At 64.9% G+C, this 20,907-nt stretch carries 17 protein-coding genes and 1 riboswitch; of the genes, 7 read left to right on the forward strand and 10 right to left on the reverse strand.

Features of this window, described 5'->3' with window-relative positions:
• Positions 1-91 precede the first annotated feature (91 nt).
• Positions 92-2,791: a TIGR03960 family B12-binding radical SAM protein gene (locus FJY88_02155; protein ID MBM3286140.1), complete on the reverse strand. Its 2,700-nt coding sequence runs from the start codon at positions 2,789-2,791 to the stop codon at positions 92-94.
• Between the two features lie 272 nt (positions 2,792-3,063).
• Here FJY88_02155 and FJY88_02160 point away from each other — a divergent pair, with 272 nt between their 5' ends.
• The 4 genes from FJY88_02160 to FJY88_02175 all read left to right on the forward strand — a co-directional run bounded on the left by FJY88_02160 (position 3,064) and on the right by FJY88_02175 (position 6,780).
• Positions 3,064-3,714, forward strand: a complete 651-nt coding sequence (locus FJY88_02160; GenBank protein ID MBM3286141.1) for a DedA family protein — start codon at positions 3,064-3,066, stop codon at positions 3,712-3,714.
• 80 nt (positions 3,715-3,794) lie between these two features.
• Entirely contained in the window at positions 3,795-4,340 is a 546-nt protein-coding gene (locus tag FJY88_02165; protein MBM3286142.1) for a hypothetical protein, read from the forward strand.
• Positions 4,341-5,362: 1,022 nt separating this feature from the next.
• On the forward strand, positions 5,363-6,184 hold the full coding sequence (locus FJY88_02170; protein ID MBM3286143.1) for a hypothetical protein: 822 nt from the start codon (positions 5,363-5,365) through the stop codon (positions 6,182-6,184).
• Between the two features lie 152 nt (positions 6,185-6,336).
• Positions 6,337-6,780, forward strand: coding sequence for a hypothetical protein (locus tag FJY88_02175; GenBank protein ID MBM3286144.1), 444 nt, complete (start codon positions 6,337-6,339; stop codon positions 6,778-6,780).
• An 11-nt stretch (positions 6,781-6,791) separates the two neighbouring features.
• On the opposite strand, the gene FJY88_02180 is transcribed toward FJY88_02175, so the two are convergent.
• The 5 genes from FJY88_02180 to FJY88_02200 all read right to left on the reverse strand — a co-directional run bounded on the left by FJY88_02180 (position 6,792) and on the right by FJY88_02200 (position 10,186).
• Complete coding sequence (locus FJY88_02180) at positions 6,792-7,427, reverse strand: thiamine phosphate synthase (GenBank protein ID MBM3286145.1); 636 nt, start codon at positions 7,425-7,427, stop codon at positions 6,792-6,794.
• Between the two features lie 9 nt (positions 7,428-7,436).
• Positions 7,437-8,258 (reverse strand): thiazole synthase, encoded by an 822-nt coding sequence (locus tag FJY88_02185; protein MBM3286146.1) that lies wholly within the window; start codon positions 8,256-8,258, stop codon positions 7,437-7,439.
• Between the two features lie 7 nt (positions 8,259-8,265).
• Positions 8,266-8,472 carry a sulfur carrier protein ThiS gene (gene thiS, locus FJY88_02190; GenBank protein MBM3286147.1) on the reverse strand — a complete coding sequence of 69 codons (207 nt, stop codon included), beginning with the start codon at positions 8,470-8,472 and terminating at the stop codon, positions 8,266-8,268.
• A gap of 35 nt (positions 8,473-8,507) precedes the next feature.
• Positions 8,508-8,601, reverse strand: a riboswitch (TPP riboswitch).
• The gene (locus FJY88_02195) at positions 8,601-9,299 is read right to left on the reverse strand and encodes a hypothetical protein (protein MBM3286148.1); all 699 of its coding nucleotides are present in this window, start codon (positions 9,297-9,299) and stop codon (positions 8,601-8,603) included. It overlaps the preceding riboswitch by 1 nt.
• A 2-nt stretch (positions 9,300-9,301) precedes the next feature.
• Positions 9,302-10,186 carry a hypothetical protein gene (locus FJY88_02200; GenBank protein MBM3286149.1) on the reverse strand — a complete coding sequence of 295 codons (885 nt, stop codon included), beginning with the start codon at positions 10,184-10,186 and terminating at the stop codon, positions 9,302-9,304.
• Between the two features lie 215 nt (positions 10,187-10,401).
• Here FJY88_02200 and FJY88_02205 point away from each other — a divergent pair, with 215 nt between their 5' ends.
• Positions 10,402-11,373, forward strand: coding sequence for a hypothetical protein (locus FJY88_02205; protein MBM3286150.1), 972 nt, complete (start codon positions 10,402-10,404; stop codon positions 11,371-11,373).
• A 16-nt stretch (positions 11,374-11,389) separates the two neighbouring features.
• Here FJY88_02205 and FJY88_02210 read toward each other — a convergent pair whose 3' ends face one another.
• Positions 11,390-13,423 carry a tungsten formylmethanofuran dehydrogenase gene (locus tag FJY88_02210; protein MBM3286151.1) on the reverse strand — a complete coding sequence of 678 codons (2,034 nt, stop codon included), beginning with the start codon at positions 13,421-13,423 and terminating at the stop codon, positions 11,390-11,392.
• A 187-nt stretch (positions 13,424-13,610) separates the two neighbouring features.
• Between FJY88_02210 and FJY88_02215 the strand changes: the two genes are divergently transcribed.
• The gene (locus FJY88_02215) at positions 13,611-13,808 is read left to right on the forward strand and encodes a hypothetical protein (protein ID MBM3286152.1); all 198 of its coding nucleotides are present in this window, start codon (positions 13,611-13,613) and stop codon (positions 13,806-13,808) included.
• A 59-nt stretch (positions 13,809-13,867) separates the two neighbouring features.
• On the opposite strand, the gene FJY88_02220 is transcribed toward FJY88_02215, so the two are convergent.
• The 3 genes from FJY88_02220 to FJY88_02230 are packed head-to-tail and all read right to left on the reverse strand — an operon-like array spanning position 13,868 to position 20,381.
• Positions 13,868-14,260 (reverse strand): hypothetical protein, encoded by a 393-nt coding sequence (locus tag FJY88_02220; protein MBM3286153.1) that lies wholly within the window; start codon positions 14,258-14,260, stop codon positions 13,868-13,870.
• 12 nt (positions 14,261-14,272) lie between these two features.
• Positions 14,273-18,853, reverse strand: coding sequence for a hypothetical protein (locus FJY88_02225; GenBank protein MBM3286154.1), 4,581 nt, complete (start codon positions 18,851-18,853; stop codon positions 14,273-14,275).
• On the reverse strand, positions 18,837-20,381 hold the full coding sequence (locus tag FJY88_02230) for a tetratricopeptide repeat protein (protein MBM3286155.1): 1,545 nt from the start codon (positions 20,379-20,381) through the stop codon (positions 18,837-18,839). The genes FJY88_02225 and FJY88_02230 overlap by 17 nt, the downstream gene beginning before the upstream one ends.
• Between FJY88_02230 and FJY88_02235 the strand changes: the two genes are divergently transcribed.
• Positions 20,375-20,869, forward strand: a complete 495-nt coding sequence (locus FJY88_02235; GenBank protein ID MBM3286156.1) for a hypothetical protein — start codon at positions 20,375-20,377, stop codon at positions 20,867-20,869. The genes FJY88_02230 and FJY88_02235 overlap by 7 nt on opposite strands.
• Positions 20,870-20,907 lie beyond the last annotated feature (38 nt).

Consider the following 20,907-nt stretch of genomic DNA (forward strand, 5'->3'; position numbering starts at 1 on the left):
CCCCCGGAACCCAGCCGGGCCGAGCGGATGCGCCAGGCGAGCGTGTCAATTGCAGTCAAAACGGTCTAGCGCGAGACACTCCGAGCCTGGATCAGATCGGCGTTCCGTCGCCGCGAAGGATCGCCACGCGCGCGGCCCGGACCGGCGCCCGCCCCTCGGCGTCGAGGCCGAAGATCCCCGACAGGACGCGCGCCGGATTGGCCGTGTGCCCTTCCGGGTCCAGCAGGCGGAGGACGCATTCCATCCGTCCGGTCCCTTCTTCCCATGCGAGCGAGACGCAGGCCTTTTTGAGATCGACGATCCGTTCGCCGTCAGGGACCCGGGGCGAAGCCTGCCGCCCCTCGGGCTCGCGGATCGGCCGATCGTTCACCCTGTCCTCGCCTCCGCCGGAAGGGATCGGATCGGGGATTCCGTCCTTCGTCTTCTTCACGAGCCACTCGGAAGAGGCGAGGAAGCTCGCGATGAGGCCGGTGACCCGGCTGCGCTCTCGGCGATCCATGTGCGAGAGATCGATCTCGTATCGACCGAGCTTCGCCTCCGCCGCGAGGCTGACGCGTCTCACGCCGCCTGCGACGGGAAGCGGTTTACCCTCGATGATCTCGAAACCTCCCGGCAGATTTTCGTTGAGGCGGCGCTGGTGGAGAGCCTGCCAAGGAACCTCGAGATCGGCGTCGAAGAGCTCGCTTCCTCCCGAGATTCCGACCGGCAGCGGCGGGCCGAAGTGGAACCTCGGATGGGGGGAGTGGCCGAGCGTATGCGCGATCGGAACACCGGCCATGCGGAAGGCGCGCTCGAGGATCGAGGCGGTTTCGAGATGGCTCAGGAAGCGCGCCGCCCCGCTCTTCGCGAAGCGGATCCGGACGGGCCATACCACCCCCGTCGATGACCTGCGCGCCGCCTCGACGGAGGCCGCCTGCAGCAGACGCTGGATCGATTCCGGAGTCATCTCCGGCGTCAGGCGCGTGTCGTCGGGCATGCCCGGCATCCCGCACGCAGCGCAGTTCCCGTGGCGGCAATCGGCCGTCATCTCCATATCGTCGGTTCGATGTCTCTCGCGGACAAGAAACTCCTTCCGAACACCGATGTCGATGTGATCCCAGGGAAGGACCTCATCCAGGTCGAGTCTCCGCGTGAACATCTCCGCCGCGAGACCCGTTTCCTCGAGGGCGCGGAGCCAGCGCTCATGGGAGAAGAGCTCGTCCCATCCGTCGAAACGCGCCCCCATCTCCCAGGCCCTGTGGATGGCGCGGGCAAGGCGCCTGTCGCCGCGCGACAGGATCGCCTCGATGTGGCTCGTCCCCACGTCGTGCCACTTCACCCGCGACCAGCGGTTGGAGATGCCGCGGCGCAGGTGATCGATCTTCGCGCGCAGCAGCGCCGGGTCCTCGAACGGATCCCACTGGAACGGGGTGTGGCTCTTGGGGACGAAGGCGCCGACGCTGACGTTGACCTTGCAGGAGGGGCCGAATTCGCGTCCGATCCTCCGGATCCCATCCGCGAAGCGGACGATCCCCTCGACGTCCTCCCACGTTTCCGTGGGAAGCCCGACCATCATGTAGACCTTGATCAGCCTCCAGCCGCGCGAGTAGGCGATTCGCGCCGCGTCGAAGAAGTCGGCATCGGAGATCTGCTTGTTGATGGCCCTGCGCAACCGTTCGCTGCCTGCCTCAGGCGCGAAGGTGAATCCGGTCCTCTTGACCTCCCGGATCTTGTCGGCGATGGCGACGCCGAAGCTGTCGGCGCGCAGCGATGGAAGGCTGATCGAGACCTTCTCGCCGGCGAAGCGCCTGTTGAGCGCCTCCGCCAGGGTCTCGAGCTGCGTGTAGTCCGCCGTTGACAGGGAGACCAGGCTCAGGCCGTCCCAGCCGCCGGACCTCAGGGCCGCCTCGGCGATCTCCAGAACCCTCCTGGGGCTCCGTTCGCGCAGCGGTCTGTAGAAGTACCCCGCCTGGCAGAAGCGGCATCCCTGCGTGCATCCGCGGAGGACCTCGATGTTGAGGCGATCCTGGATGACCTCCTGGAGAGGAACGATCGGTTTCAGCGGATAGGGGGCCGTCTCCAGATCGCGCAGGAACGTTCGCGCGGGCCGGGCCGGCGCCTCGGGGCAGGTCGGCGCGATGCCCAGGAGGGAACCGTCCGCGCCGCGCCGCTCTTCGTAGAGGGAAGGAACATAGACTCCGTCGATGCGCGCAAGCGCCTTCAGTCTCTGGTCGCGCGGCAGCACCTTCGTCCCCGTCACGACATCGCTGATCGCGTGGACCGCTTCCTCCCCATCGCCGATCAGGAAGAGGTCGAAGAAGTCCGCCAGGGGTTCTGGGTTCGCGACACCCGGCCCGCCTCCGATCACGAGGGGATCGGCTTCGCCGCGTTCTCGCGACCAGAGAGGAATGCCCGCCAGGTCCAGGCAGGTCAGGATATTGGTGCAGGTCATCTCGTACTGCAGCGAGAAGCCGATGAGATCGAAGGAGCGCGCGGGCCTGCGGGTCTCGAGGCTGAAGAGGGGAACCGACTCGCGGCGCATCCTGGCTTCCATGTCGATCCACGGGGCATAGGCCCGTTCCGCGAGCGTGTCGGGGCGATTGTTCAAGATGTCATAGAGGATCTTGAGCCCCCAATGGCTCATGCCGATCTCGTAGAGATCCGCGAAGATCAGGAGCCACTGCGCCGAGACGGAGGCGGGGTCCTTGCGGTGGACATGGAACTCGTTGCCGGTGTAGCGCGAGGGCTTGGTCACGAGAGGGAGGATTCGATCGATCGTCTCCCGCAGCGCCTCCGGCCTGATGTCGAGCATGTCGCAATCTCCTCGCTTCCCTTCCTCATGCGGGCGTGGCCGCGCGAGCCGAGGGGCCTGCGACCCCGCGGGGCCATCAGGCCAAGATAGCGGAAGGATCCCCGTCGACCTAGTCGATTGGGCAGCTTGCAATGCATTGTAACATAAGGCGTTAGGGGCCACCCGAATGACGGCGCGGTGATCGCCGGGACTGTGTAATGTAAACGGCTGACGGGTCGGATCGCCCAGGCGGCCAGGCCGCGGGGTCCGACCCGCCTCGACGAGGAGGCGGATTGGACTTCATCCAGAACCTGTTCCCCTGGCTGCCGACGATCGAGGAGATCATCCAATGGGGGGGGCTCCTCATTGTGATCGGCATCGTCTACGCCGAGACGGGACTCTTGGTCGGCTTCTTCCTTCCGGGGGACTCGCTCCTCGTCACCGCGGGGATCTTCGCCGCGAACGGGACGCTCAGCCTGCCGGGGCTGCTCATCCTCGTGTCGCTGGCGGCGATCGCCGGCGACGCGACGGGCTATCAGATCGGGAAGAGAGCGGGCGGCTCGCTGTACTCCCGCTCCGACTCGCGCTTCTTCAAACGCGAGCACCTGATGAGGGCGCATGCCTTCTATGAGAAGCACGGAGGCAAAACGATCGTCATCGCCCGGTTCGTTCCGATCATCCGAACATTCGCCCCGACCGTGGCGGGGGCGGCCGGCATGGGATACCGGAAGTTCGCCACGTACAACATCGCTGGCGGGATCGGCTGGGTCTTCTCCATGGTTCTGTTGGGTTTCTTCCTCGGTCGATCGATTCCGAATCTCGAAAAGAACTTGCACATAGTGGTAGGCATCGTCGTCTTCCTCTCGATCCTCCCGGCGATCATCGAGTGGATCAGAGCGAAGAGGCGCCCGCCGTCGTCGGGCGCCGACGAGCGCCGGAGGTAGTCCTGGTAGGGCGAGGTCGGGCCGGCCGGACCGGTGAAGAAGAAGCGGCCGGCGCGGCGCCTGCCGGGCGCGGGGTGCTGATGGAGGAGGCGGCGAGGATCCTCATCGTCCTTCTGATCGCCTTCGCCGCCGGCGCGATCCGCTACGGCAGCGATGTCTTCCACCTGAGGACCGCTGCCTTCCAGCTTCCATCGATAGCGCTGGCGGGAGCGCTCGCCTTCGCGGGCCATCGCCTCGGCGGTTGGCGGGGTGGGATCCTGCTAGCCTATCTCGTTCTCATCATGGAGTACGTCGTGCTCGGGAGTCTCGGGCACAGGCAAGGTTGGCCGGCTCTCCTATGGGTGTTCGTCGTCGGCCTCTCTCTCCTCGGATCGATCGCCGCGTTTCGGGCGATGCGCCCTCTCATGGGCTTCGGCCGCTTCATCGCGGTCGCCATCCTGATCGGCGCGGGGTTCGTCCTGGCCACGATCCTGCTGGCCCTCTTCCTTGATCTGCGTCCTCTCGGTCCGTCGATCCGGATCAACTTCGCCGTCGGATCGCTCGCGGGGGCGGCGCTTGGCCTGGGATTGGAGGTCGGCGACCTCGTCATCTCGCATCTGCGCCGGCGCGCAAGGGCGGAGGGCTGAACGCCGCCGCCGCCCCGACGCCGCCTCGCGGCCGGCGATCCCACGGAGGGGGCATCCCTTCTGTCCAGGCTCGCGCTGCAGCGCCCGGAAGCGAGGGCCTGGGCGTTCTATGACTGGGCGAACTCCGCCTTCGTGACGGTGATCGTCACGACGGTCTTCCCGATCTACTACTCCTCGGTCGCCGCGGCCGGGATGGCGCCCGCCACGGCGACCTTCCGCTTCGGGTTGACGACGACGATCGGCCTTCTTCTGATCGCCATCTGCGCCCCCATTCTTGGAGCGATCGGCGACCTGGCGGGAATCAGAAAGAGGATGCTGGCCGTCTTTCTCTTCATAGGTCTGGGAGCGACCGCCTGCATGTGCCTGATCCAGAGGGGGGATTGGCTTCTCGCTTCGGGACTCTTCGTCCTGGCGAACATCGGAGCCAACGGGAGCTTCGTTTTCTACGACTCGCTCCTCCCCCACGTCGCCCGGGAGGATGAGATCGACCGGCTCTCGACCTCCGGCTACGCCCTCGGCTACGTGGGCGGCGGGATCCTGCTCGCGTTCGTTCTGGCCCTGATCGAGAGGCCGTCCTGGTTCGGTCTTCCGTCCGGAGAGGGGCTGAGCGCGGGGCAATCGACCCTTCCGGCGAGGCTCGGATTCGTCGCGGTCGCGGTCTGGTGGCTCCTCTTCTCGATCCCTCTCTTCCGCCATGTCAGAGAGCCGGCCGGCGGCGCCGGCGGCGCCTCGCGGTCGCCTTGGGAAGCGATCCGGGATGGGCTGCGACGCATGAGGCTGACATTCCGGGAGATGCGCCGCTTCCGACAAGCGGGGCTCATGCTCCTGGCCTTTCTCATCTACAACGATGGGATCGGGACGATCGTCAGGATGGCCGCGATCTACGGCGCGGAGATCGGAATCGGGAGAACGGAGCTGATCGGTTCGATCCTCCTTGCCCAGTTCGTGGGAATCCCGTGCTCGATTCTCTTCGGACTCTGCGCGGCCCGGGTCGGCGCGAGACCGATGATCCTGGCGGGGCTATCGGTCTATGGGCTCATCAGCATCCTCGGCTACTTCATGACGAGCTCCCTCCACTTCTTCCTCCTCGCCGTCCTGGTCGGCCTCGTGCAAGGGGGGACGCAGGCCCTCAGCCGGAGCCTCTTTGCCAGCATGACGCCCGTGGAGCGCTCGGCCGAGTTCTTCGGTTTCTTCGCCGTTGTCGAGAAGTTCGCGGGCATCTTCGGTCCCGCCTTCTTCTCTCTGGCGATCGCGCTGGGCGGCTCGAGCAGGGGAGGCATCCTGTCGATCATTCTCTTCTTCATCGTGGGCGGCGCGATCTTCTCTCTCGTCGATGTCCGGGAAGGGCGCCGCGCGGCGCGCGGGCCGGAAGCCGGTTCCCAGGGCGTGATTTGATCCCGTATGCGGCGGCCCAGATCGTGGGCGCGATCCTGGCCGCTGTTGCGATCTATGCCATCGCCTCCGGCGCGGGCGCGGATCCGCGGGCGGGAGGACTGGCGAGCAACGGGTACGGCGCCCATTCGCCTGGCGGCTACTCGCTGGGGGCGGGGTTCCTGGCGGAAGTCCTACTCACGTTCTTCTTCCTGCTGGTCATCCTGGGGGCGACCGATCGGCGCGCTCCCCAAGGGTTCGCTCCCATAGCGATCGGGCTCTGCCTGACCTTGATTCACCTGATAGGCATCCCCGTCACGAACGTCTCCGTCAACCCGGCCAGGAGCACCGGCCCCGCCCTCATGGTCGGAGGCTGGGCGCTGTCACAGCTCTGGATGTTCTGGGTCGCGCCCCTGCTGGGAGCCGCGATCGCCGGCTTCGTTCATCGCTCCGTTCTTGGACGGGAACGGTAGCGAGGGAGGGAGAAACGCATGACGACCCGCATGTTCGAGAGGGTGAGGGAGCAGATCTCCTTGCGGCCCGGCGCCGGCGCGGCGGCGATTCTATTCCTGGCCGTGATCTGAGTGAAGGCGCCCCCGGGGTGGCGCGGGCGGAGGTGCTTCCGATGCTGCCGGCCGGGGAGTTCTACGTGCTCGTCCAGGAGCGGATCGAGGATGGCATACATGCCGTCGAGAAGGCGGCGCGTGACGAGGAGGCCGTCGCGGCGCAGGAGATTGCCCAGGCGCAGGCCGCCTTCGATCAGGAGAAGTCCTTGGTCACGATCCAGCAGAAGGAGGCGGGACAATCCGCGGCCGCGGCATGCGAAAAGGAGCTGGACCTGCGCACGCGCCGCGCCGCGCTCCAATCCCTGCGCGACAAGGGAACGGCGACCAATGCCGAGATCATGACCGAGGAAGGGAAGTCGCGGGAGGCGGAGCGGGCCGTCCTTCAGTCGCAGCGGAACGCCGCGAACAAGCGCGAGGATGCGGCCAAGAAGCTGAGCGAGCTTCTCGGCAGGCGCATCGAGGTGCTCGAGGCGCAAGCGGCCCTGATCATCGTGCGGGGGTAGGACGGTCGCGTCTATCGCTCGGCCGGGATCCCGAGCGCGTCCGCGAACTCTCGATAGGCCGTGGCGGGATCCTGCGCCCCCCAGATCGCGCCGATCACGGCGACGCCGTGGGCGCCCGCGTCGAGGCAGGGTCGCACGCGCTCGATGGTGATCCCGCCCAGCGCGAGGACGGGGAATCCTTCGCAAGCCCGGACGACGGCGGCGAGAGTCTCGACCCCCTGGGGCAGCCCCATCCGTAGCTTCGAGGGCGTCTCGAACACGGGGCCGAAGGTCACGAAGTCGGCGCCCTCGTCGCGGGCGCGAAGGGCAGCGTCGATCGAGTGGGTAGATCTTCCGATCGGCAGTCCGGGGCCGAGCTGCGCGCGCGCGAGGCGCGTCGGCAAGCCCTCCTCCGGCAGATGGACGCCGATGCGCAGGGCGGCGGCCGTGTCGACTCTGTCGTTGACCAGAATCCGCGTCGTCGCCCCCACAGCCCCCAGCAAGACGCTCAACTGGCAGAGATGGTCGTAGGTGGCGAGGGGGCTCAGGTCCTTCTCCCTCCACTGGAAGGCGGGAAGCCCTTGTCGCGCCAGGCCGAGCAGCACATGGGCGGGGTTCGGCCCCATGCGATCCCGGTCCGAGATCAGATAGAACCTCGGGGCGTCCACGTGGCCGTCCTAGAGGCCCCCGGCCCGCACGACGCCGGCCAGGGGGCTCGAGGCCGTCGCGTACAGCTTCCGCTCGATCCTCCCGGATTCGTAGGCAAGCCGCCCAGCCTCGACGGCCAGCCGCATCGCGCGCGCCATCGCGACGGGGTTCTTGGCGCCCGCGATCGCCGTGTTCAGAAGGACGGCGTCGCAGCCCAGCTCCATGGCGATGGCGCAATCCGAGGCGGTTCCCACTCCCGCGTCCACCAGAACGGGGATCTTGATCGTCTCGAGGATGATCTGGATGTTGTAGGGATTCCGAATACCAAGGCCGGAGCCGATCGGCGCGCCCAGAGGCATGACGGCGGCGCAACCGGCATCCTCGAGCTTCTTGCACACGATAGGATCGTCGATCGTGTAGGGAAGCACGGTGAAGCCGTCCTTGACCAGGACCTTCGCCGCCTCGAGGAGACCCTCGTTGTCAGGGAAGAGCGTGTTGGGGTCTCCGATCACTTCGAGCTTGATCAGATCGGTCTGAAGCGCCTCGCGCGCGAGCTGGGCCGTTAGAACGGCGTCCTTCACGGAGTAGCAGCCTGCGGTGTTGGGAAGCAGCGTGTACTTCTTCGGATCGATGTGATCGAGCAGACACTTGCCGGTGCCTTTTTCCTCGAGTGGAACGCGACGGATCGCGACCGTGACGATCTCGGCCCCGGAGGCATCGAAGGCCTTTTTCATCGTCTCGAAATCGGCGTACTTGCCGGTTCCGATCAGGAGCCGGCTCAGGAACTCCCGCCCCGCGAAGCGGAGGGGGGAGACCCCGCGGAAGGGGACGAATTCGCCCTGTGCTTTCATGCTTCTCTCAGCCTCCTTGCACGGCAGTGATGATCTCGAATCGATCTCCCTCGACCACGGGAGTCGCCTCCCATCGCGCCCTGGGCACGACAGCATCGTTGCGGGCGATCGCGATTCCTCCCTGCGAAGACGAGATCCCCAATGCCCGGAGAAGGTCGCCCACGGTTCGAATCGCCTGCATGTCCCGCATCTCTCCGTTGATGACGACCGTCATGATGATCCTCTTGGTGGTGGAGAGGACGGACGCTGCTTCGAGGGAGGCCGTTTCCCTACGCTGGAATGACCCAGATCAGGTTTCCGGGGTCTCTTCTCAGTCCTCTCCAGGACACCCCCAACGACCGATCATGAGAGGGTAGGCCGCGGCGCCTGGCCTGTCAACTCGTGGCGAAGGATCTTCCACCCGCGGCGCTCCGCCTCTCTGCGCAGCCGATCGTCGGGATCGACGGCGAATGGCTCGCCGACCCACCGGAGCAGGTGAGCGTCGCTCCAGTGGTCAGCATAGGCGGAGCATCCTCGGGGATCCCAGCCGTGCTCGAGCGCCAGTCGGCTCGCGATATCGAGCTTCGTCCGGCCATAGGGGTGGGGACCGGCGCGGCGCCCGGTGAGCCGCCCGCGAGCGTCCAGCTCCATCTCGGTGCCGATCGCGAAGTCCGCGCCGAAGTGTCGGGCGATCGGTCCGAGCAGCAACGTGGGCATTCCGGTCAGAAGGACGATCTTCCTCTCGAGGGCGCGCTCCCAGGCGACCCATTCCTTCCCTCGGATGCCGAGTCTCGGCTCGATCTCCGAGTCGAAGAGAGCCTCCGCCCACTCGCGAACCTGAGCGGGATCAAAGCCGGCAAGGTAGCCCTTGTTCGCTTTGCGCGCGACCGTGAGTCCGCGCGGAAGCAGCCGCGAGCCCTCGAGCAGGAAAGGAAGCCATCGGAATCGACCGGGAATCGTCCGCCGGAGCAGACCGCGGACAAGAAGCATCTCCACCGACACTCCCGGGAGGAGGGTCTTGTCCACGTCGAAGAAGGAGGCTCCGGCCTGCGCCCCGTCCATGTCTACTCGTTGAAGCTGAAGGTCGACTCCGAATAGAAGCGGATTCGACCCTCCTGGATCCTGCTCAGGATCATCTCGATCAATCGCTGGTTCAGCTCCTCGATGGAGAGATTGCGGGAAAGTACCCAGAGCGGCAGATCGACGCGAAGGGCTCTCTTTGGGATCAGATGTCTCGTGATGCCCGCCGGGAGCTTCTCTTTCGCCCTTCCGACGCGGAGGATCTCCTCCTTGGTGAAATGCGGGAAGACAACGAGGCCGGTGAATCTCGGATGGTTCGCGCCGACCCAATCGAACTCGTCGTAGCTGATCCTGTCGAGGAATCCGCGCTCGCGATAGAGGCCGTGCGCATGCCGCAGGATCGGTACCGCGCGGGCGAGCCAACGCCTGTCCTCACGGGGCAAGCCGTCCGAGGGAACGAGCAGGAGGCTGCTCCGGTCCCGGAATATGATCTGCGCGTACGTCCCCTTGCGCGATCGGAAGGGCGAGCCCGTGGCCGGCGCCTGCTGCGGGATGAGCCGGACATCCTTCAGGGCGCGCAGCTTCCTGAGGAACCGGGCCCGATCTTCGATGTATATGAGGTGATGCCAGCGCTGAAGCTCGACCAGCCGATCGCCGTACTCCACGATCTGCACCAGAATCTGCTTGAGGCCGAGCGCCTTCAATCCCGTCACGCGATGGGCTCCGTCCAGAAGGAGGAGCCCCCGGCCGCCTCCGGCCTGCGCGACGATCGGAGGGTGCCGAAGAACTCCGTCCTGCTCGAGCCTGGCGGCGACGCGCCGCATCCGGGCGGCCTCCGTGTCCTCGTGCAGCAGGATCTTCGAGATAGGGACTACCCGCAATCGCGGAAGCTCCCCCTGGTTGATCAGCTTCTCATAGCGTTCCAGCACTTGAGTTCCTCCGGCTTGACCATGCTCCCTGGGGATTCTTCGTCCATCGACGGGCTCAGGTCCAGTCCGGAACGGGCCGAAAAACAGAGGACGGGCAAGGCTCTACCCAACGAGCGGCCGGGGATGCGTTCCGGACGGCCGCTTCCGGAGACGCGGCGGATCGGGTATAGTCAACTGGTATGTGGCCCGTGACCGAATCCAGGGGAGGTTCTTCGATGGTTTGTCGCAGTGTCCGGTTCCTCGTGATCGCGAGTTCGGCCCTCGCGGCTCTCGCCTTCTGCCGCACCGCGCGGGCGCTTGAGCCCTTCTCCTTTGCGAATGCCCGCCCCGCGCGGCTCGACGAGGTGCCCCCCATCCCTATTCCGGAGGAGGGCCCCCTGTCGTATCAGGAGGCCGACTCTCTCATCCAGGCCATCTCGGGCGGGGAGAAGTACCCCGAAACTCGCTATCAGATCTTCGATGTCGATCTCGACGCTGACGGGGATCAGGAGCAAGTCGTCCAGTTGGCGCGGGTCGCGCAACCTGGGATCTTCAGTCGGGCGTGGTGGGGCGTCTACGAAGGAGGACGGCTCGACCAGATGCTCTTCTGGAACCGTGGAATCGAGCGGGCGGCGGTCGAGAAACTCAGAGTGCCGATGTCGTTTCCCAACGCCGCCGACAGCCTGACATTCGTGACGAGCGTGCCCGAGTGGTTTCCGGCGACCGATGTCGTCGAATACGGCGATCTGACCGGCGACGGCAAGTCGGAGATCGTGATCTGGATGCTGGGCGCCACAAGACAGATGCGGATGGGAACGGGAGTGTTCGCGCCACTCATCCTTTCCCCGACGCCGGAGGGGCTGCGGGAGGTCTTCCGGACCTACGCGCTCTATGTCCGATGCACGGCCCTAGATCCCAATGGGACGCGGGAGTACGTGAGGAAGGCCCTTCGGTTGCACGTACGGCAGCGCAAGAGCAGCCCGGCCTGCGACATCGTCATGGAGCCCTTCGTCCCGTCCGTCAGTCCCGACACGCTCTGCAAGAGACTCGGCCTGGACGAGCGAGACCTGCCTCGCGATCCCGACGAGTACATGCCTCTGAAGCGCATTGCCCCAGACGCGAAGATCCCGGGAGACTGGTTCATCTCCCGGTGGGACGGGAGCAAGTTCGGGCCGTTCAAGTTCGCGAGGGACGTCAAGCTGGACTAGATCCAGTCGGAGCGCGCTAGAATCCGGCCACTTCTCGGATCGCCTCGAGGATCCGCTCCTGGTTGGGAAGCACGGCCGCCTCGAGCGTCGGGGCGAAGGGACAGAAGCTGTCCCTTGCGGCGACCCGCTTCACCGGTCCATCGAGGCTCGCGAAGCAGGCGTCGGCGATGAACGCCGCGATCTCGCCTCCGAATCCTCCGGTGAGGATCGCCTCGTGCGCGATGATCGCCCGTCCCGTCTTCGTGACGCTCTCGCTAATCGTCTCGCGATCGTACGGGATGATGCATCGCAGGTCGATCACCTCGACCGATACTCCTTCCTTCTCAGCCTCCCCCGAGGCCTGGATGCTCCGTTGCACGGCGCTTCCCCATGCGATTACGGTCACGTCCGTGCCTGGGCGGGCGACGCGCGCCTTCCCGAACGGGATCAGGTGATCGGGCCCGGGCTCCGGAGACTTCGAGTAGACCTGACGGTAGAGCCCCTTGTGCTCGAGGAAGAGGACGGGATCATCGGCCCTGCAGGCGCTCTTGATGAGCCCCTTGGCGTCGGCCGCGTTGGACGGATAGAGGACGCGCCAACCGGGGGAGTGGGCATAGAGGGCCTCGACGCACTGGCTGTGGAATGGACCCCCTCGGATGTAGCCCCCCACCGGGACCCTGACGACAAGCGGACAGGTCCACGCGCCCTGGCTGCGCCAGCGGAGGGTGGGGATCTCGTTTCGCATCTGCATGAAGGCGGGGAAGGAGTAGTCGCCGAACTGGATCTCGACGACCGGCTTCCATCCCCCGATCGCCATTCCCTGCGCGACGCCCACGATGCTCGCCTCCGCCAGGGGGGAGTTCTCGACCCGGCCCGGAAAGGCGGTTCCCAGACCGCGGGTCACGCCGAAAACGCCGCCCTTCGGATCGGCGACGTCCTCGCCCCATATGAGGATCCTCGGATTGCGCTCCATCTCCTCCCTGAGCCCGTGATTGATCGCGTCGATCATCGTCACCGGCTCGGGCGAGAGAGGCGCCTGCTCGGGTTCGTCCACGACCGGTAGGAGGTCGCTGACGATGTGTGACATCAGATTGGTGGGATCGGGGTAGGGATAGGCGTCGGCTTCCTCGGCGGCGGCGTCGACCTCGGCCTTCGTCTTCTCCCGCAGTTCGCTGATCCGCTCGCCGGTCAGGATCCCCCGGCGCACGAGCGCTGCCTCCGTGTGGCTGAGGGGATCGCGCCGCGCCGCTTCTGCAAGCTCCTCCTCGGTCCGGTACTTCTTGTGGTCGTCCGAGGAAGAGTGGGCATCCAGGCGCACGACATGGGCCTCGACGAGAAGGGGGCCTGCGCCCGCGCGGATCGCGTCGAGAGGCGGCTTCATGGCGGAGTACAGGTGGGTGAACCGCGTCCCGTCGACATCGATTGCGCGAATGTTGAACGAGCGGCTGATCTCGTGGATGTGCACGCCCGTCTGGGTCTCCTGCGAGACGCTGATCGCGAGACCGTTGTTCTGGATCACGAAGAGGACCGGGAGCTGCTCGCGGCTCGCCCAGTTCAGGGATTCGAAGAACTCCCCCTGGCTGGTCGTTCCCTCACCGGAGGAGACATAGACGATCTCGTCCCGCCCATCCGCCTTCACGGCCCGGGCCATGCCCACGGCGGCGAGATACTGAGTGCCGGTGCAGGCGGTCGGGGAGACCACCCGGAGCGCCTTGGAGGAGAAATGCTCGCTCATGTTGCGGCCATTGCCGCACGGATCCCCCTCGCGCGAGAGCATGTGGAGGAAGATATCTCTGAGGGGCATCCCCAGGCCGACCATGAGGGCCTTTTCGCGGTAGTAGGGGAAGAACCAGTCCTTGCCGGGTCGCAGGGCCATCGCGACGGCGATCTGGAGCTTCTCGTGCCCGCGGCTCGAGGAGTGGAAGGAGCACTTGTTGGCGCGCACGAAGACCTTCATCCGCTCCTCGATGAAGTAGACGCGCAGCATCTTCTCGTAGAGCGCGAGGAGGGTCTCCGAGTCTATCGCGACTCCGGTGACGATCGACGCGGCTCCTGGGTGTTGTGTTGCCATATCCAAGGCTTCCTTCCGTAATGGGTCAAGGATAGGCGGGGGCGGCAGGCGGGCGCAGCAGGAAAAGGAGGGATGTGGCCATAGCATCTTTATTTGCTATGGGTTATGGCTTGCTCTGCCCTGGATTGACATGCCCTGGCGACTGCGGCCTAGAATGGCCGGGGCCGCAAACCGGGGGGTATGACGGATGTTCAGACTCATCCCGATAGTGGCGGGGGTCTTGTTTCTCGCATACGGGCTCTACGCTCTCCACTCCGGGCGCATCATCAGCACCTGGGGGCGCTTCTCCTACCGCCCGAACGCGATCTACTGGATCACGACCGGGGCGTTCCTGCTGCTGGGGGTGATGAACCTGATCATGGGCCTCAAGGTGAGAGGGAGGTAGCTTGAAGCAGAGGGGACCTGATCTTCCTCCGTGCCGGACGAGGCGGATTCCCCGCTGCGTCAGGGAATCCTGAAGAGCTCATCGTACCGATCCCGGTATTCCGCAGTCAGGTCCCTTCCTGAATCATCTACGATCCTGCATGGGCATTTCCTTAGCAGTGGCAGCAGATGTCCCTCGATCTCTGAGTGGATGTCCTCCTTGCCCGGAAGAAACACCGTGATCACCTTGCTGTCCAGGGCGATCATTCCGTTCGTGTCGAACGGTGTCTTGGGATCCTCCAACAGCTGAACGAGCCGTCGGGCCGCGGCTCCTCGGGTCGAGCAGACTACGAAGGTGGGCTTCGAACGGCCAGGGTGCAGGATCGCCAAGGGGTTCTTGGCAAGTTCCCGCTTGAGCTCGTCAATGGGGAATTCCCGATCGTCATCGATCACCAAGTGGAAGAAGGGAACCATCGATGTTCACCTCTATTGAAGGTCCGTGTGGACTGTCTCAGCCCAACCATTCTCGAACGCCGCGTTTTCCGCGGACCCCGTCGGGTGCGGGTTGTTCATGTCCTTGGGATACTTGGGTTGGGCATTGCCGTCATTGTCGACCTTGAACCCCTCGTTCTTGAAATCGGTGTTCGCATCATAGGGATCCCTGACCGACTTGCTCGCGTGCGGTTGTTCGCGCGGAGAACCGGCGTGACCGTCCGGTTTCACCCGCACCATCCCGCCATCCGGGTGGGTGTAGAAGTCCTGTCTCATGGGCTGACCATTCTTATCCAGGATTGGCTGGCCCGTCTTTGGATCGTTGATGTAGCCAGGTTGCTTGGTAAACCCCTTGCTCTGGAGCTCTGCATCGATCTGGTCGGGAGTCTTGCCCCGCAGGTCGAGGTCCTTGACTGACTTGCCATACTGATGTCCGTTGGGGAGCGTCTTGCCAGCTTCGAAGTCGGCCACGGCTTGTGGCTTGCTCTTCCATACCTGTCCTGGGTTCTTCGCACTCCACTCCTGGAATTCCTTCGCGACCTTGGCTCGCTGCGCGGCTGAGAGCTTGGGTTTGGCGGTCGGAGGCGGTGCGGCGTTTTGCGCGTTCGGCCCGGACTGCCCCGCGGCCTGCGCGGCGTTGTTGGGACCCTTCTGGCCGGGACAGCCTGAGAGGCCGTCGATGTCGACCGCCGTGAGGGGATCGGTGGGATAGGCGTAGAGGTTCAGGCTTCCTGAGATCCCGACTGGATCGGACTGGATGTAGCGGGCAAGGAGAGCATCGTAGTACCGGAAGCGGTTGTAGCAAAGACCCGTCTCTTCATCGTAATAGTGCCCGGGACGGCGGAGCGGCATCTCGATCGCGCTTGCCGGATCTATGACGGCGCGTCCGTACGGCTCGATTCGGGCAGTCCAGACCGTCGTGCCGCTGTCATCCTCAACCTGGGTCGGGGTCCCAATCTGGTCGGTGAAGACGAAGTAGCGCCTGCCGCTTGTGGGATCGGCATCGACGTTCACGTACTCGATGAACAGGAATGGGACGAGGGCGCGTTCGTCGGGGTAGACATAGACCCTGAGACTGCCGTCCGTTCTGACTTCCGCCGCGAGACGCGCGTTGTCCCAATAGAAGGTGCGTTGCTCGCCGTCGCCCCAGGCCTTGTGGATGCGACGGCCCAATGGGTCGTACTGGGCCTGCCAGGTGCTGCCGTTCCGATCGCAACGGATCAGTCGGTCAAGGGAGTCGTACTCGTACCGCGTGGGGCCGGCGGGGCCAGACCGCTCGGAGATGCCGTATCGGCTGTCGTGTAGGAAGGACTTCCCGTTCGCCGACCCCAGCAGGTTCCCGGGCAGCACGCGGACATCGGCGAGTCCGGGCTGCCTCAGGAGATTGCCCGCGGCGTCGTACTCGAATGCGCTCTTCCTTCCGTCGGGAGGGATCTCGCCGCTAAGCCGTCCCGCAGCATCGTACAGGTAGGTCGTTGTCCTGGAGTGATCGTCCACGCGTCGGGTAAGGCGACCCTCACCCGAGTACTCATAGGCGTGCTCTCGTGCGAGATCGGGATGCGCCGGAGAGGTCCGCAGTTTCCGAAGGCAACGGCCCCGGTCATCATAGGCAGCCAGCTCGACAGTTCCGTTAGAGAGGCTCTTCGATACCAGGCCCGTCCCCGTGGTCTGGATCCGGTGAAGCGCACCTGTGGGGTCCTTGATGATGATGGCACTGGGGCTCTCGGGATCCCTGTCGTACGTCGTGATGAAGCGTCCGAAGACTTCCGTGATCGCGAGATCGAGGCCCAGGAAGCCGTGAACGATCCCCTTGCCGTCGCGCTCGTCACGACAGATCCGGCCGTAGGCCTCGTAGTCGAACACGACTTCGAGGTCATCAGTGGCTGCACACGTGATGCGGCCCAGCCAGTCGTACTCGAAAGCCTGCCGCTCCCCAGAAGCGAGGATTCGCGCCTTGTGCGCATTCCTGGGGCCTATCTCGAAGGACACGAGCGGCCGACCCTCGCTGTCCAGCTTCTCGATCAAGCTGTCGGCATGGTCGTAGCGGTACTGCTCCATCAGGCGGCCATCGCGGCGGACCTCGATCAGGCGGTCTTTGAGATCGTAGACGAACTGGTGGTCGGCCCCGCCAGGATCGACGACTCGAGTGACATCCCGGCGGCGCGAGTACTCAAAGTGCGTCGTATGGCCTAGGGGATCGGTCTCCTGTTCCTTGAGATTCCAGGACGAGTACTTGAAGCGACGTGTGCCGCCGTCGGCGTCGATGTGTCGGGTCAAGTTCCCGTTGGGGTCGTACTGCCATTGCCTGATGCCGCCCGTCGGGGCGACATTGTGGATGGGCCGTTGCATCGCATCGAGCCGGACTGTGGCGGGCGAAGATGGGTGAGCCCCGCCGTCTTCAGTCGGAGGGAATCCGCCTCCATCGAGACGGGATAGTAGCCGGTCTACGTATTCGATGGGGAGGTGTCGGAGTGCCGGATCCTCCGCGATCGATTCCGGCTGCCTCTCCCCATTCAGAAGGTTCCCGTATTCCCACTCGCGCGGTGTCTGCGGCGGGTCGTAGTAGGAGACCTCCGGTGGAGCCGGCTCAACATGGATCGGCGGCAGCAGACGCCCGAACGGATCGAACCGACCAGTATGCGAACCCCTCTCGTCATAGATATACTTCGTCGCGCTCCCGCCAGGATCGATCTCCTCGACGATCTGCCCGAGCGGATCCATCTTGAAGACGGTACTTCCGCCATACGGATCGACAATCTCGGCTATCGTCCCCCACTTGTCGAAGCGATAGACCCAGCGCCCCCCGTCCCCCGTGGTGCGGATCGTGCACCTGTCTGCGGGCCGGTAGTCGAACCAATCCTCATAGAGGCCATCGTCTCCGACGCTGTGAACACACCGTCCTTGCGCGTCATAGGCGTGGTTGAAGGAGTATCCGTTGCGATCTGTGATGCGGGTCATCCGGTTCCCGGCGTCGTACTCGTACTTGCCTTCCGCTCCGAGGGCGTCGCGCCAGATGATCAGGTTTCCGGCCACGCTGTACCAATAGGAGGCCAAGGTCAGGGCCTGACCATCATCCGGCGTCAGCATGAGAGCGACGATGTGATCGCGGTGGTCGTACTCGATACGGACGGGGCCGCCGAAACTCCCACGAAGCCCGCTCAGCCTTCCGCGCGAATCGTAGAAGAGGTCGATCCGCTCTTCCCGGGACCGCAGATGGACAAGTGGAGCGACCTCGCCGTTGAGGAAGCGGAAGCCCATGATCGGACAGCCCGTCTCCTCGATCTCATAGAGGGTAGGATCAATCTTGCGGAGGAGAAGTCCGTCGAAGACGACCTGATCTCTTCCAGCGGGAATGTGGGGGAACTCAGCGGTGTCGCCCTCCTGGTCGATGTAGGCGAACCCCTTCTCGGTTCGACGCAGCTCTCGCTGGTATTCGTGGCGGAAGCCCCGCCCAATCGGCCCCTCGTTGTGGCTCATCGCCGAGTCGTAGTGGCGCCTCCACTGGAACGGGATTCCGCCCGGGATCTCGTAGTCGAGGAAGGTGTCGACGGTCGCCCCCGTCAGCACGTAGACGGGACAGCCGGGTTTCGCGCACGCCTTGTTGGCGGGGGCCTTGCGCGACTTGAGCATTGCCTTGAGCCTGCTGAAGATCTTGGTCTTCTTGAGGAGCCCGAGGGCCTTCCCCAGGGCCTTGAACAGCCCCTTGAAGATGCCGCCCATGAGGAAACTCAGGAGGGAGGGCATCGGCACGCCGCCGATGATCACGTTTGGAGAGGCGGAGATCGTGAAGCCGATCACTGCTCCGACGCCGGGGTCAAACGACCCGCAGTGCTTGGTGATGTCAACAAACAGACGGCCTGCGCGCGCTCCCTCGACCCACACATTCGAGGACCCGAGGAAGACCTCGTAAAGCGGAACGTAGCCGCCGCACCAGATGCCGAGCCCCATGTCCCCGCAGCGGGCGGCGGGCATCGCGTTGATCAGCGTGCGCGTCGCCCCCGATAGAAACGGGATTGGAATGATTGGCCCTGTGCTCGGGAGTGGGATCGGCGGGGCCGGAGGGATGAAGTTGGGTGGGTGCATGTGCGCGTGCGGCAGACCGATGTCCATGTCCATGATGCGGATCGCCGGTAGTGCGGGGAAGGGGATCATCGCAATAGGCATGGAGATGATCTGTTCAAGGCTTGTGAGCAGATCGAAGGTCGCGCCGATCTTGCCGAGGATTCCGGTCGGAGCGACATCGCCCGGATCCGGTGCTGCCATGCCGGTCAGGACCTTGAACTTCTTCCATGCGTCGCCAGCCTGAGCACGAGCGGAGGTCGCCGCAGCATCGCCGCTGACGCTGTGCCACTTGCCCATGATCCCCTCGGCGAGCCCTGGACCGAAGTCGCCGCCACCGGTCGGATCGGCGGCCCGCTGCTTCAGACCCTCCCCTGTGTGCTTCCAGACATCCGTCCAGCTCGATTGAGGGGCGTTCGGATCCTTTGCGGCCATCTGCTTGTTGGCCGAGTCCATCCCCGCCGCGTTCGCGGTGGCGGAGGTCAACACTTGGGCAATGTCAGCTGGATCCGCCATCGCCGCCGTCTTCCCGGAACTCGCTCAGCCCGCCGATCTTCTGCTTCTGCCTGGTCTCCTTGTAGAAGCGCTCCAGCTTGTCGCAGATGTCGGTCAAGCCCGCCCTGCGCACATCGGCCAGGGCCGGAGCGGTGATGCCGCGATAGAGCTCGAGGGCCGCGATCCAGGCTTCCTCCGCTTCCCCGTTTCGCTTCTCGAGCGCGAGGGTCTTCGCTTTGCAGTCGAGCACATAGGCTTCGCCGGGAGGATTGTTGAGGGCCTTGTTCGTCGCCTGGGCGGCATCGAAGCTGCCAAGCGCTTCGTCGACGCGCCCCTCTCTGTGCAGGGCCACGCCGAGGTTGGTGAGCACCATCGCGAGCAAAGGCTGGCACTTCTGTTCGAGGCAGATCTTGAAGGATTGGACGTATCTATCCTGCGCTTCGGGGAACCGCCCCTGCTCCAGGTAGGTGTTGCCGAGATTGTAGAGGCAGTTGGCCTGCTCGACAGGCTTCTCCGCTTCCCCCGAGAGTCGAAGGGCCTCCAGGTGGAACCTCTCCGCTTCGTCGTAACGCTTGTCCGCGAAGGCGAAGGAGGCGGCCATCATCGTGTATTGCCTGCGCTCATCAGGGGTCAGACGGTCCCCCGCCAGGTCGCTCAGGACGCGCTCTTCGATATCCTCGGGATCCATGTAGAAGTCCTGTGCGATGCAGGCGTCCGAGGCTTGTTCGATTCCTTCGAGAAGGCGGCTCTGCTTCGCCGCGAGCAGGATGAACTTGGCCCAGTCGCTTGTCGTCTCCGCGACAAGCTGTTTCACGCCCGCCGCCAGCCGCGCCTCATCCTCGACCGACGCCGGGTCTAGCAGGAGCACCAGGGATCCGATCTGGTCGGGAAGACAGTCGGCGACCGCCGACACGTAGCCGGCCAGGCGCCTCGCCATGGCGTCGGGGTCGCTCTCCTCCGCCCGGTCTGGCGAAGGGGGAGGCGGAGCAAGATCGACGCCGCTCTGCTTCAGCTCGTCCCGCCAATCCTCGTTGCGACCGACCTGCTCATCGAGAACCTCCCTGAAGTACCGGGCCGGATCCCCGAAGGGGAGATCCACGTAGCTCATGAGGTGGGGATTCTTCTCGTCCTCCTCCAGCTTCACGAGCATCCGCCGAAGTCGGTCCTTCAGATCGGGATCGTGGCGGATCACGAGGAGCCGGAGCCCCGGAGTCTCCATGAACGACCGGATCTCGGTGAGCTTCTCCTCGAAGAACTCTCCAAGTGGCACGCGCAGGGCTTCCCTTAGGCGTTCATCGTAGTGGGAGCGACTTGCCCGGCTCTCCGGGCCGCGCCCCGGTTGACCTCGCCCGATGATAGGCGCGGTGTTGCACCGCGGCAAGCGAATGAGGCAGGCCGGCGAGGGGGCCTCTTTACCCCTGGGTCGACCCGGCCAAGCGGGGCCGGGGGAGAAGCCCTGTGGGAAGACTCTCGCTCCAGGCGCGAAGGGAAGTCCGTCCCCTTCTTGACCCGGATCGTTCGGGATGGCTACGGTCCCGTGCGATGGCATTCAGAAGGGGCGCGAAGACTGCGGGCCGCCGGGCGGGACTCCTCTTCCTTCCGGTGCTCGATCTTGTCCTCGTGGGCCTAGCGCTTTCCTTTTTGGCCATCCTACTCACCGGCGGCGTGATCCTGGAGGTCGGCGGCAGGAAGGTCGATCTGGAGCATGTTCGGCCTTTTCTGGATGGGTTCTTCATCCTTGCCCTGACGCGCTATTTCCTTCGGACGGCGTCGCCCTTCCTGGGAATCGGAAGGTTTTCCCTCGCGACGCTGCCCGAGAGGCTCCTCGGGTGGCTGACGGGCATCTCTCGGGCCCTCGCCGGGCTGGACGCGCGCGCCGCCGTACGCCTCATCGGCTGGATCATCATGGGTTCGATCTGCGTGAAAATCCTGAACGCTTGGTTCTTCTACCCTACATTCCGCATGTCGCATGTGCCATTCTGGCGATTTTCCGATTCCGCCAACACCTGCGATGGCAATGAGTTCTGTCACTCGTAGTGGATAGCCCTTTCCTCCGCCAACGCCATGAGAATCCG

The sequence above is a fragment of the Candidatus Eisenbacteria bacterium genome (assembly GCA_016867495.1).
In the GTDB taxonomy this organism is placed as follows: Bacteria; Eisenbacteria; RBG-16-71-46; order CAIMUX01; family VGJL01; genus VGJL01.